Source organism: Endozoicomonas sp. PH6C (assembly GCF_059322965.1).
The window spans coordinates 5965923-5981295 of the sequence record NZ_CP185342.1 but is presented as its reverse complement, the minus strand read 5'-3'; the positions used below and the strand labels follow the sequence as shown (position 1 = coordinate 5981295).

Sequence of the window (15373 nt, the reverse complement as noted above, 5' to 3'; positions counted from 1 at the left end):
AGCAGTCTGTTCATGATGAATTTTTCGAGATCGGTAATTGCCTTCAATGATCACGGCTCACTGTCAAAAAGGAACTTTCGTATTGTCTAAAGGTCAAACTACCAAACAACTTCAATTCAGTTCTTCAAATGGTAGTTGGGAGATTGGCTATGGATGGTCGTATTGGTGGGAAAATTGACAACAACCCTGTTTTTGATATTGGCCTGTCTGAGAGTGCTGAAAAGAGTGACATGCCAGCCATTAGAGCAGAGCAGGGTTTACCGTTAAAGATTACAAAGGTCAGCTCTGGTATCACCTCCAAACTCAGTAAATCGTCACCTTCGACAACCTTTCCAGACAAAGCAAGAATCGTTTCCGCAACAGATTCCTCGCTCCAAAAGACCCCTCATGCCTTCGATTTTCGTTTTGTCGCCAGTGATGATGAGGTTCGACAACTTTTAGTTGCCCAGACCAGCGATAAAAATCGGGATGTCACCCTTATTTCCCATCCCGATGACCTCTCACAGGCTAATCTGGTGACCCGGTTGAGCATTTCCAAAGAGGGTCACCACAGTCTGCGTTCAGGTAAGCTCTTTGAAAGTTCAAAGCCACTGACCCTGGTCATGGATATCCGAAAACTCACCAGTGATGAACTGCCCAGATTTAACGATCTGCTGGACCCGGATAACCCCTGTCTGTTCGACAAAGTCAACCAGGAGAAACGCCCTCTGGGTGAACATGTTTCTCTGCTGGTCTTGGCAGACCCTGCACAGCTGGCATCGGTTGGCAGGCGTGATGACGCATCGGTGGCCGACGCACCGGGGGCTGACGCACCGGGCGCTGATTTCTGGCGACGAATTAATCGACCGGGCAATACCTGGCAGTTCGACACTCAGACCGGCAATAGCCCATCGATGGAGATCGACAAGGTTCCTCCCTTATTGCCTGAATTCACCAGTGCCAAAAGTGCTACGGATGACGACAATACCGTTTTAATTAACTGCCACTTGCACAGTCACTGGCGACAGTTACTGCTGGGTGGACTCGGGGTGGACAAACAGGGGCGAATCCAGCACATCCCCGGCAGGCTTGAATCATTAAGGGCCGGACAGCGGGTGATTCTGAAAGGAGCCAACTGGGAAGATCTGGCCTTTGAACAGACGATTCGTCAGATGCTGGCTCAGAAGTGTTTTGAGAGCAATGGCAAGATCTGTTCATTACCCGACAATGTTCAGTTTTATCAGATGCCGGTGGGAGATAACGAGCTTCGTTCACTGTTTTTCAGTCTGTCCCCTTCTCTTGAAAAAGAACAAGCATCACGCAACCCCATCATCATCAACCAGAGTAATATTGCCCAATGGCTGAGTCCCATTGCCATTGCCCCGGAAGGCTATGCAATCCCTAACACCTGTCTGTTGGAACAGGTTCGGGCGGGGGGATCAGTTACCGTAACCTCTCCCCTTACTGAGGCACTCTGGTTTCGCTTGCTGGGTTCACTGCAGGCGATTCGCGAGACCACCGGCCTGGAGCCCCGACTTCAGGTGACTGATTCAAAACATCAGCCGAAAGTCCTGGGATTGACAGAAAAGGACGAGGTCTCTCTGTCCTGCCCACAGGAAAAAAACAAAGATCAGATCGCGTTCAGCACCCTCACTTATCAGCAATCTGCCCAGGCCAGTCATTGGATCAATAAGCAGCCGGACTCACCTCTGGTCATTCAGGTCAATGAACAGACCCGATTCAGCCAGCTATTTGATAATATCCATATCACCTCGGAACAAAAGGCCCATTTTGGACATCGCAAGACTGCGTTGCAGGAGGCATTAACCGCTGGCAAGCCGGTCGTATTCCGGGGGCTGGAGAGTAATCCAACGCTGCAGCAGCTTCTGGAACCCCTGATTATCAGGCAACCTCTGTTGGTGAATGGCCAATTGCAGGCCTATCCAAAAGCTCATATCAAAATACTCTGGCCTGAGTCTGCAAAAAGCATATCTTCAATATTTCATTCGATGGTCGCCAGGGGTGAGCCGTGCCCTGAGGTCGATCTCTGGGGTATCAGTGCCCGCAAGCATGGTATCGCCCGGACTGACCTGCCAGAACAAGCGCTTCACTCACTTTACCAAGCTTTTAAAACCATACCTGGCAACCTTTGTAGCCCTCTGCCAGAAATAACCGAAGGGCTGTTGAATAATCTGATACTGGCTGCCCGGCAGGCACAGCAGGTTGACCACTCCCTGCAGCTCCTGCCCCGCCACTGGCGCAAGGCCATCAATAGCGTCATCACCCATGGCACCCGACAGCATCCGTCCGTGCGGGATTTTATGAAAGTGGCTTGTTGGCACTTGTTACGGGATAAGACGCTGGATGAGGATCAAACCGCCTCGGTAGACCCGGATCAGTTAGCTGCCATCATCAATAGCGCCCAACGTTTGGATAGAAAGTTTGTCAGGCAGAACCTGTGGCCACTGGCCCGAGCCTTTGACCCGGCAGTGTTTAAAGATGCCGAATTACAACTGTCCTATGAAAGTCCGTTTCCAAAGCAGGGAAAAAAAGACTTTATGGACAGGCTCTGTGCCATGATCCTGGCCCACGCGCCTGAAAAACAACGGGATGCTATAGCCTATCAGCTGGCAGTCGATCCGGCGGCAACAAAGCCCTGGCAATCCCTGGCCATCAAGCCAACCAGACAGATTAAACGTTTGCAAGATGCACTGGCTTCTGGCTGGCAGTTACTTCTGCCATCGGGGCAGACCCGATCCAATACCATTCACGCGCTGGCCACCGATTGTTTTCACATATCCAGAACAGCGAATGCGGAGGCAGAAGGCATTGAACGTATAAAACATCGACTCTCTGAATTACTGAAATGGCAGGGTTCCGCTGATGAGCCCCTGTCTGCACTGGCCAGGGATCTTTATTATGGCGAGATGAGTCAGGAAGATCGTGAAAGCCGTCGTTTATCCCGGCTCCACGACCGGCTTATGGACTCTCCCGTTATCTTCCTGCAGGGAGAAACCGGCACCGGGAAAAGTTATTTTTCAGCGAAGATGGCCAGGGCTTCGGGACAAGCTTCAGTCATTTCCCTTGGACCTTCCGACAGCGAACAGACCCTGATGAAACGCTGGCAGTGGCAACAACACGCCGACGGCGACCGCTCTATGGTGCCGCAAAACCGGGCGCTGATGGAATGGGCCAATACCAAATCCGACAAAGACGGAGAATACGTAACCCTGGTTCTGGATGAAGCCAACCTGGCCGAAGCCGGACTGCTGGCGTCACTGAACGGCTTATGGGAACCGGAACCCTGCATCTACGTGAATGGTCATCCTGTCAAAGTCAGCGAAAAACACCGGGTAATTCTCACCGGCAACCCCGATCATTACGCCGGGCGCCAAATGGACCCGACCCTGAAAGAGAAACTGCCCAGGGCTTACTACCCACGTCTGGATCAGGCTTTCCTTCGAGACAGAGTAGTGGAACCCGCTTTGCTCAATCAGTTACAACGGCATCAAATAAACGACATTGCACACAGTGCCAGCAAGAGTGTGATGACACTCTGGCAATATTATCAGGAGCTGTTGCCCGAGCATGAGTTTACCCCCAGGGATTTAACCGATATCTGCAGCTGGGTGGGTTGGTATCTGGATCGAGCGTTGTCCGAAGGCGACAGTGCCAGCTGTGAGCAAGTGAACAGTTTGATCCAGCAAAGTTTTCGGGATGTGTTGGGTCCCGAAATCAGCGAGACTCAACAGGATGCACTTGCGGCACTGGAAATATGGTTTGCTGCCCGCTACCACCCGGACAACACCCTGCGCGACAGAGTTCATAACCACACCTTGCCGGATATTCAGCGGGACTTCGAAGCATTCACCAAAGAATTCCGACCTGAGTTTGATACCTCCGGATCGGCAGTCATTGAACTGGTGCAACGGCTGGGACAGGATTTAAGCCGCTGTCAGCAGGCTTATCGTCACGAGATAAAACACGGCGGTCGTCAGGCAACGCTGATTGAAGGCCCGGCCGGACGGGGTAAAGATGCCACGCTGAACCTGTTGATTGAAAGTGTCAGAAAGCAGGCTAAGCAACGGGGAAAAACCATGCCAGAGGTCTTTCCCCTGAATGCCTGTGATTGTTCCTGGGAGCAACTGTGTGAAGTGATCCAGAAAGCAAAAGTAGAGGGCGGCATCGTAGTTATTTCGGAAATGAACCTGATCGACAGCCAGCATCTGGAAGGTGAGTTAAATGATATTCTGGCCGGAGACGCTCATCCGGGTTTCCACCTGTTCGCCACCATTAACCCACCTGAGTACAGCGGACGAAAACCCTTATCACCGGCGCTGAAAGGACGTTTTCGACATTTGCCGATCCGCCAGTATAACTCGGCAGAATTGCAGACCATTGCCGGGAAAGTGTTGCCAGACTCCCCAAAAGGGAAATCCGTCGCCAAACAGCTGACTGAAAAACATTGTCGTTTAAGAGCCTGCCTGCAACGGAAAAACCTGCCGTTACAGCCCACCAGTCGCGATTTACAGAATGTCGCCATGGCTGTCAAAACAGGAGGCGATTTTAGCGAAAAAGCCCTTCATCAATGCTTCAATCAGCACTACCGGCTTTACCTGATGGCCGCCAACCTGTCCCTGGAGGAACTGCCCGAATCATCGACTCTTGCCATGGCTAAAGGAGCACTTGATTCCCGACTTTGTAAATGGTTCAACAAAACGGTACCGAACATTGATCGTCCCTGGTTGATACGACCCGGTAACCTCGACAGTATTGATGAAAAAAACCATGAAATTCGTGTTAAGGCTCGTCCGAATAAAGCGGACGTCAAAGCGGAAATCATCAAAAGGATGGCTCAGGCCAGATGGCAGGCATCCGGTCTTTCCCTGAAGCCGGATGAGTCGGACGATTTGCTCATCCAGGCACTGTATCGGCACTGGCAGCAACGCTGGTTTGCGCATAAGTTTTGCGAGATGGGCATGGACGCTAATAACGTATTTCCACTGACGGAAGAACAGCAACAAACCCTGAAATTAACGGCTTCCCAGCCTTATCTTCAAGAGGCGGATCGGCGGATAGAAGCATGGAACTCCGATGCAGTTCAATTGTGGCCTGCGTTCTGGCATCAGATAAGTAATCTGTCGAGCCAACAGGTTGAGGATCATAGTAACGAAGCTTTAGCGGTTGGTAGTGATAAGGCTCCTGAAAAATACCGTCTGAAAGCCCGCTCGAAGCTGGCTAGGTTATTAAAACGGAGAAAAAGCATTAAAGGCCTGGAGAACAGAACGCCTCCCATCAAAGAGCCTGATCCTCAGGCATTGAAACAGAGAACGAACAATAAAGGCCCGGTGAGCAGTGCTCTTCCAACCGATCAGTCTTCTCCTGCGGTATTGGACCAGATAACGAACTATGAGAATCTGGAGCTGCGACAAGTTAACGATTATAAAATTTTTAAACCGCATAACCAGCCTTCCCATATGTATCGCTCGGTGGTGCGGGATGTCAAAGTGACTGCCTGGGGTGATGTCGAACTGACCTTTCTTGAGGCTCAAGACATTGAGGGTGTCGAAACTCTCAGTCCGGATCCATTAACAGAGTGCGACCAGGAAGTGACCTTAGCCAGCAATCAAGCGCTGGCAAGATTTTCGGGATCATTGAGGAAGGGTCGTCTAGCTACATTGCCCAGCCTGACGTTTAACGACTATATCGTTGCCTTGCGTATAACACCCGCTTTGCCATTTAAGCTGGTCAGGGATCGATATACCGGGATTCACACATTACGGATTCCGGAGGCCAAAGACAACCAACGTTTTGACTTTGCTTATGTCGTAGAACACAGAGAACCGGGCAGAAAAACACTTCCTGAAGAAGCCCGGCCAGAACGATTAACAAGCCTTGACGTCCGGTGTTCAGAAGGTATGAAAACCGTCTTGAACAAACTGTTTAAGACCATTAAAAAACAACCGACCGAAATACAGGTGCCTTTGCAGAAAATAAAAGACGCCGAAGGCACAGAGCAACGAATTGAGGCGATCACGGAGTATTGCCAACAGTTTTCCGGTAAAACCACACCAGCGAGCCAAAAGAATTTCTTTAAATTTCTGATAAAACAACGGCAAGGGAGCTGCCGTCATCGTACGCCTGTTTTTGTTGCTTTCTGTCGTTATTTCGGGATTCCATCCCGGATAGTGGATAGCAGAATCCACAGCTTTGCTGAATATTCCGTGGATGAAGGTCAAACCTGGGTGTCAATGGATCTCGGCGGGGCACCCGTCGAGAAAACAGAGATCGAATGTGTCTACGAGTCCACCAAAAATGTCATTCATTCCAGCACTGAGTTAAAGAAGCATAAAGCTTTCCTGAAAGATCTCATGAAAGGTTCTGATTGGTCACAACAGCAGACTCTGGCTAAAGCCTGTGATATGAGCCTTGAGGAACTGAAAAATGCCCTTGAGAGAGACAGTGCATTGCCAGAAGCCAAGCTAATTATTTCCAACATAATCGGGAACCTTTGGGAGAAAGGAGATTTAATCAGTTTTTCCCTGGCCGTCTCAATCATCGTGTCGCAGGGGAAAGAAGCATCGGGCGATTACAAGAAGCAACTTGAACCGATAATGGAGGCAGTGGTAAAAATATTGTCCGACGGTGATGAAGGGCAGGTCATTGAACAACTCAAGTTACTCCATTCAAAAATAATTAATCAGGATGACCTGAGCGCTCACCATTGGTGTTCTTCAATGCTAGAAATACTGGAAGACATTGACCTGACCAAGCCATCGGTTATTCGCTTTGCCCTTGAAGTCCTGAAATCGGGTTGGCTGGATCCAGTACTGAACGATGAGGAATATATAGAAGAAGCCGATGAACATCATACGCTATTGGTGTGTCTGGAAAGCGTTGATGAGCTGAGGGTTGAAGCCACTCATTGCCTGAAAAAGTGGTATACGCAGTTGTTGTTCAGGGAAAAAAATAGTCAGTTATGGCAGGAGGCCTATGAAAGCTTCCAACAGAGAGAAGGTGATACCTCGTTCGTCAGTCATTGTCATGATGGTTTTTCATCATCCCTTGAATCTGAAATTACCAATCAATTATTACAGAACGCGTGGACAGACGAGCCTGAGGGCATTCCCAATATAGAACGAATGCTGGCGCAGCAGCCTGCTTTTCCGAGGTTAATCTCGGGCAGTGGCAACCACCGTCCGTTGATTATCCTGGGAGCACCTCACTGGGAGAGCACATCGATTAACAGAAAGGCCAAATTTCTGTTTCAAGCTGAATATGGGGACATTTTGAAACCTGAACAGCAGATAGATGTGGAGGATTCAAAAAACAAATGCACGCAGGCGATTCAGCTGGCCTTCAGTCATTATTTGTATCAATTGACACACACAAAAGGCGGCTGTTTAACCTATTGTTGGAGCGATGCTTCCATCCAATGTTGCGGCGAGCTTCACTCCTATGGTGCTCATGACCCATCTTCACCAGAAGAACTGTATGCCATGATGTCTGAAATTAAGGACTCTGAATTGTCTGTGGACCCAAAGGAAGACTACCTACGGCAGGCACTGAACGCCGGTAATGCACTGGTGCTCAGTGCCGGTGAGCTGACAAAGATTGCCGAAGAGTTTTTGAAAAGCGTGGATTTGGTTTCACTTTCTTACGCGTTGAGAACCTGATAGTAATCTGGTCATGATGAGTTTTTCGAGATCGGTGATTTCCTTCAATGATCACAGCTGACTGTCAAAAGTGAACTTTCGTATTGTCTAAAGGTCAAAATACCAAACAACTTCAATTCAGTTCTTCAGATGGCAGTTGGGAGATTGGCTATGGATGGTCGTATTGGTGAGAAAATTGACAACAACTCTTTTCTTGGTATTGCCGTGTCTGAGAGTGGCGAAAAGAGCGACGAAAAGAGTGTCGAGCCAGCCAGGAAAGCAGAGCAGGATTTACCGTTAAAGGTTGTAAAGGTCTACCCTGGTATCGCCTCCAAACTCAATAAATCATTACCTTCGACAACCTTTCCAGACAAAGCAAGAATCGTTTCCGCAACAGATTCCTCGCTCCCAAAGACCCCTTATGCCTTTGATTTTCGTTTTGTCGCCAGTGATGATGAGATTCGACAGCTTTTAGTTGCCCAGACCAGCGATAAAAATCGGGATGTCTCCCTTATTTCCCACCCCGATGACCTCTCACAGGCTAATCTGGTGACCCGGTTGAGCATTTCCAAAGAGGGTCGCCACACTCTGCGTTCAGGCAAGCTCTTTGAAAGTTCAAAGCCACTGACCCTGGTCATTGATATCCGAAAACTCACCGGCAATGAACTGCCCAAATTTAACGATCTGCTGGACCCGGATAACCCCTGTCTGTTCGACAAAGTCAACCGGGAGAAACGCCCTCTGGGTGAACATGTTTCTCTGCTGGTCGTGGCAGACCCTGCACAGCTGACATCGGTTGGCAGGCGTGACGACGCGCCTGGCGCTGATTTCTGGCGACGAATTAATCGACCGGACAATACCTGGCAGTTTGACACTCAGACCGGCAATAACTCATCAATGAGCATCGACGAGGTTCCTCCAGTAGTACCTGAATTCACCAGTGCCAAAAGTACTACGGAAGACGACAACACCGTTTTAATTGACTGCCACCTCCACAGTCACTGGCGACAGTTACTGCTGGGTGGCCCCGGAGTCGACAAACAGGGGCGAATCCAGCACATCCCCGGCAGGCTTGAATCATTAAGGGCCGGACAGCGGGTGATTCTGAAAGGAGCCAACTGGGAAGATCTGGCCTTTGAACAGACGATTCGTCAGATGCTGGCGCAGAAGTGTTTTGAGAGCAATGGCAAGATCTGTTCATTACCCGACAATGTTCAGTTTTATCAGATGCCGGTAGGGAATAACGAGCTTCGTTCACTGTTCCAAAGTCTGTACCCTTCACTTGACAAAGAACAAGCATCACGCAACCCCATCATCATCAACCAGAGTAATATTGCCCAATGGCTGGGTCCCATTGCCATTACCCCGGAAGGCTATGCAACCCCTAACACCTGTCTGTTGGAACAGATTCGGGCGGGGGGATCAGTCACCGTAACGTCTCCCCTCACTGAGGCACTCTGGTTTCGCTTGCTGGGTTCACTGCAGGCGATTCGTAAGACCACCGGTCTGGAGCCCCGACTTCAGGTGGCTGATTCAAAACATCAGCCGAAAGTCCTGGGGTTGACAGAAAACGATGAGGTCTCTCTGTCCTGCCCACAGGAAAAAAACAAAGATCAGATCGCGTTCAGCAGCCTCACTTATCAGCAATCTGCCCAGGCCAGTCATTGGACCAATAAGCAGCCGGATTCACCTCTGGTCATTCAGGTCAGTGAACAGACCAGCTTCAGCCAGCTATTTGATAATATCCATATCACCTCGGAACAAAAGGCCCATTTCGGACACCGTCAGACTAAGTTGCAGGAGGCATTAACCGCTGGCAAGCCAGTTATATTGCTGGGACTGGAAAACAATCCAACGCTTCAGCAGCTTCTGGAACCCCTGATTGTTGGCCAACCTCTGTTGCTGAATGGCCAGTTGCAAGACTATCCAAAAGCTCGTGTGACAATACTCTGGCCTGAGTCTGTGAAAAGCCCCTCTTCAATATTTCATGCGACGGTCACCACGGGTGAGCCGTGTCCTGATGTCGATCTCTGGGATATCAATGCCCGCAAGTATGATATCGCCCGGACTGAACTGCCAGAACAAGCGCTTAAACAGCTTTACAAAGCCTTTAAAACCGTACCTGTCCACCTTTGTAGCCCTCTGCCTGAAATGACCGCAGGTTTACTGAATAACTTGATACTGGCTGCCCGCCGGGCACAGCAGGTTGACCACTCTCTACAGCTCCTGCCCCGCCACTGGCGCAAGGCCATCAATAGCCTCATCACCCATGGTACCCGACAGCATCCTTCAGTGCGGGATTTTATGAAAGTAGCCTGTTGGCACCTGTTACCGGATAAGACGCCGGACCAGGATCAAGCCGCCTCGGTAGACCCGGATCGGTTAAACGCCATCATCAACAGTGCCCTGCCATTGAATAGAGTGTTTGTGGAACAGAACCTGTGGCCACTGGCCCGAGCCTTTGACCCGGCAGTCTTTAAAGGTATCGAATTACAACTGTCCTATAAAAGTCCATTTCCAGAGCAAGGTGAAAAAGACGTTATGGACAGGCTCTGTGCCATGATCCTGGCCCATGCGCCTGAAAAACAACGGGATGCTATAGCCTATCAGTTGGCAGTCGATCCGGCGGCAACAAAGCCTTGGCAATCCTTATCTATCGAGCCAGCCAGACAGATTAAACGCTTACAAGATGCACTGGCTTGTGGCTGGCAGTTACCTTTGCACTCAGGGCAAACCCGATCCGATGCCATCCACGGCCTGGCCAGCGATTGTTTTCGTATGGCCAGAACAGCGAGTTCTGAGACAGAAGGCATTGAACGTATAAAAAATCAGCTGTCTGAATCACTGAAATGGCAGGGTTCCGCTGATGAGTCCCTGTCTGCACTGTCCAGGGATCTTTATCATGGCGAGATGAGTCAGGAAGATCGTGAAAGCCGTCGTTTATCCCGGCTCCATGACCGGCTGACAGACTCTCCCGTTATATTCCTGCAGGGGGAAACCGGCACCGGGAAAAGTTACTTTTCTGCCAAAATAGCCAGGGCTTCGGGACAAGCTTCAGTTATTTCCCTTGGACCTTCCGACAGCGAACAGAGCCTGATGAAACGCTGGCAGTGGCAACAACACGCCGACGGCGACCGCTCTATGGCGCAGCAAAACCGGGCGCTGATGGAATGGGCCAATACCAAATCCGACAAAGACGGAGAATACATTACTCTGGTGCTGGATGAGGCTAACCTGGCCAAAGCCGGATTGCTGGCGTCACTGAACGGCTTATGGGAACCGCAACCCTGCATCTATGTGAATGGTCATCCTGTCAAGGTCAGCGAAAAACACCGGGTGATTCTCACCGGCAATCCCGATCATTACGCCGGGCGCCAAATGGACCCGATCCTGAAAGAGAAACTGCCGAGGGCTTACTACCCACGTCTGGATCAGGCTTTTCTTCGGGACAGAGTAGTGGAACCCGCTTTGCGCAATCAGTTACAACGCCACCAAATAAACGACATTGCACACAGTGCCAGCAAGAGTGTGATGGCACTCTGGCAATATTACCAGGAGCTGCTGCCCGACCATGAGTTTACTCCCAGAGATTTAACCGATATCTGCAGCTGGGTGGGTTGGTATCTGGATCGTGCGTTGTCCGAAGGCGACAGTGCCAGCTGTGAGCAAGTGAACAGTTTGATCCAGCAAAGTTTCCGGGATCTACTGGGTCCCGAAATCAGCGAGACTCAACAGGATGCCCTTTCAGCACTGGAAATCTGGTTTGCTGCCCGTTACCAACTGGACAACAGCCTGCGCGACAAAGTTCATAACCACATCCTGCCAGGTATTCAGCGGGACTTCGAAGCATTTACCAAAGAATTCCGACCTGAGTTTGATACCTCCGGATCGGCAGTCCGTGAACTTGCGCAACAGCTTGGGCAGGATTTAAGCCGCTGTCAGCAGGCTTATCATCACGACAGAAAACACGACGGACGACAGGCAACGCTGATTGAAGGCCCGGCCGGACGGGGTAAAGATGCCACGCTGAACCTGTTGATTGAAAGTGTCAGAAAGCAGGCTAAGCAACGGGGAGAAACCGTGCCGGAAGTTTTTCCCCTGAATGCCTGTGATTGTTCCTGGGACACAGTGTGTGAAGCGATCCAGAAAGCAAAAGTAGAGGGCGGCATCGTAGTTATTTCGGAAATGAACCTGATCGACAGCCAGCATCTGGAAGGTGAGTTAAATGATATTCTGGCCGGTGACGCTCATCCGGGCTTCCACCTGTTTGCCACCATCAACCCACCTGAGTACAGCGGGCGAAAACCCTTATCACCGGCGCTGAAAGGACGTTTTCGACATTTGCCGATCCGCCAGTATAACTCGGCAGAATTGCAGACCATTGCCGGGAAAGTGTTGCCAGACTCCCCAAAAGGGAAATCCGTCGCCAAACAGCTGACTGAAAAACATTGTCGTTTAAGAGCCTGCCTGCAACGGAAAAACCTGCCGTTACAGCCCACCAGTCGAGATTTACAGAATGTCGCCATGGCTGTCAAAAAAGGAGGCGATTTTAGTGAAAAAGCACTTCATCAATGCCTCAATCAGCACTACCGGCTTTACCTGATGGCCGCCAACTTGTCGCTGGAGGAACTGCCGGAGTCATCGACTCTTACCATGGGTAAAGGAGCACTTGATGCCGGACTTTGCAAATGGTTCAACAAAACGCTACCGAACATTGATCGTCCGTGGTTGATACGACCCGGTAACCTCGACAGTATTGATGAAAAAAACCATGAAATTCGTGTTAAGGCTCGTCTGAATAAAGAGGAAGTCAAAGCGGAAATCATCAAGAGGGTGGCTCAGGCCAAATGGCAGACATCCGGTCTTTCCCTGAAGCCGGATCAGTCCGGCGATATCCTCATCCAGGCACTGTATCGGCACTGGCAGCAACGCTGGTTTGCACATAAGTTTTGCAAGACGGGCGTGGACGCTAATAGCGTATTCCCCCTGACGGAAGCACAGGAAGAAGCGTTGAAATTACCGGCTTCCCAGCCTTATCTTCGAGAGGCGGATCGGCGGATAGGGGCATGGAACTCCGATGCAGTTCAATTGTGGCCTGCGTTCTGGGATCAGATAAGTAATCTGCCGAGGCATCAGACAAGTAATCTGCCGAGCCATCAGGTTAACGATCATAGTAACGAAGCTTTAGCGGTTGGTAATGATAACGCTCCTGAAAAATACCGTCCGGAAGTCCGCTCGAAGCTGGCTAAAGCATTGAAATGGAGAAAAAGCCATAAAGACCCGGTCAGCAAAACGCCTTCCAGCAACCGGACTGATCGTCAGGCATTGGGCCAGAAAACCAACAATAAAGGCCCGGGGAGTACTAATCTTCCTATCAACCAGTTTTATTCCGAGGTATTGGACCGGGGAACGAACTATGAAAATCTGAAGCTGCAACAAGTTAATGATTTTAAAATTTTTAAGACGGATCACCATCCTTCCTATATGTATCGCTGTATGACGCGGGATATTAATGTGACTGCCTGGGGTGACGTCGAACTGAGCAATCTGGAGACTGAACGCATTGAGGGGATCGAAATCCTCATACCGGACCCGTTACCAGAGCATGAACAGCAAGTGACCTTAGCCAGCAACCAAACGCTGGCAGACTGTTCAATGACATTGCTTAATGGTCGTCTAAATCGATTGCCCAGCCTGACGTTTAATGACTATATCGTTGCCCTGCGTATAACACCCGCTTTGCCATTTATACTGGTCAGGGATCGATATACCGGGCTTCACACAGTCTTTATTCCGAAGGCCAAAGACAATCAGGTTTTTACATATACTTATGTCGTAGAACACAGAAAACCGGACAGAAAAACACCTCCTGAAGGAGCCCGGCCACAACGATTAACACAGCTTGACGCCCAGTGTTCAAAAGGTATGAAAACCGTACTGAAAAAGCTGTTTAAGACCATTGAAAAACAACCGACCGAAATACAGGTGCCTTTGCAGAAAATAAAAGACGCCAAAGGCACGGAGCAACGAATTGAGGCAATCACGGACTATTGCCGACAGTTTTCCGGTAAAGCCAAACCAAAGAGCCATAACAATTTCTTTAAATTTCTGGTAACACGACGTCAGGGGAGCTGCGCTCATCGTACGCCTGTTTTTGTTGCTTTCTGTCGTTATTTCGGGATTCCATCCCGGATAGTGGATAACAAAATCCACAGCTTTGCTGAATATTCTGTGGATGAAGGCCAAACCTGGGTGTCAGTGGATCTGGGCGGGGCGCCTGTCTCGTCAACAGACATCCAATCTTATTTTCAGCCCACCATAAATGCCAGTCATTCCATCACTGAGTTAAAGAAGCATAAGGCTTTCCTGAAAGATCTCATGAAAGCTGCTGATTGGTCACAACAGCAAACTCTGGCTGAAGCCTGTGATATGAGCCTTGAGGAACTGAACAAAGCCCTTGAGACAAACAGTGCATTGCCAGAAGCCTGGCTAATTATTGCCAACATAATCTGTAACCTTTGGGAGAAAAGAAATTTAGTCAGTTTTTCCCTGGCCGTCTCAATCATCGTGTCGCTGGGGAAAGAAGCAACGGGCGATTACAAGGAGCAACTTGAACCGATAGCGTGGGCAGTGAAAGAATTAATATTTTACTGCGGTGATGAAGAGGCTGTCATTGAACAACTCAAGTTACTCCATCTAAAAATAATTAATCAGGACAACCTGAGCGCTCAGGATTGGTCTTATTCAATGGTAGAAATACTGAAAAATATTAACCTGACCAAGCCAACGGTTATTCGTTTTGCCCTTGAAGTCCTGAAATTGGGTTGGCTGGATCCAATAGTGACCGATGAGGAATATACAAAAGAAGCCGGTGAACATCATAGGTTATTGGTGCGTCTGGAAAACGTCGATGAACTCAAGGTTGAAGCCTCTCATTGTCTGAAAAAGTGGTATAAGCAGTTATACTCCAGGGAAAAAAATAGTCAGTTATGGCGGGAGGCTTATGAAAGCTTCCAACAGAGAGAAGGTGATACCTCGTTCGTCAGTCATTGTTATGATGGTTTTTCATCATCCCTTGAATATGAAATTACCAGTCAATTATTACAGAACGCCTGGACAGACGAGCCAGAGGGCATTCCCAATATAGAACGAATGCTGGCGCAGCAGCCCGCTTTCCCGAGGTTAATTTCGGGCAGCAGTAACCATCGTCCGTTGATTATCCTGGAGGCACCTTATTGGGAGTGGACATGGATTGACAGAAAGGCCGAACTCCTGTTTCAAGCTAAATATGGTGACATTTTGGAACCTGAACAGCAGATAGATGTGGTGGATTTAAAAAACAAATGCACGCAGGCGATTCAGCTGGCCTTCAGTCATTATCTGTATAAATTGACACACACAAAAGGCGGCTTCTTAACCTATTGTTGGACCGATGCTTCCATCCAATATTGCGACGAGCGACACTCCTATGGTGCTCATGACCCATCCTCACCAGAAGAACTGTATGCCATGATGTCTGCAATTGAGGTGATTGAGGACTCTGAATTGTTTGAGGACCCAAAGGAAGACTACCTGCGGCAGGCACTGAACGCCGGTAACGCACTGGTGCTCAGTGCCGTTAAGCTGACAAACATTGCCGAAGAGTTTTTGGACAGCGTGGATTTGATTTCACTTTCTTACGCGTTGAGAACCTGATAGTAATCTGGTCATGATGACTTTTTCGAGATCGGTGATTTCCT

General features: G+C 49.5%; 2 protein-coding genes. Both read left to right on the top strand.

The features are described 5' to 3' along the window. The first annotated feature begins 149 nt into the window (after positions 1 to 149). Complete coding sequence (locus ACOMG9_RS21025; RefSeq protein WP_494529357.1) at positions 150 to 7655, top strand: AAA family ATPase; 7506 nt, start codon at positions 150 to 152, stop codon at positions 7653 to 7655. Positions 7656 to 7805: 150 nt separating this feature from the next. Continuing rightward, entirely contained in the window at positions 7806 to 15329 is a 7524-nt protein-coding gene (locus tag ACOMG9_RS21020) for an AAA family ATPase (RefSeq protein ID WP_494529356.1), read from the top strand. Positions 15330 to 15373 lie beyond the last annotated feature (44 nt).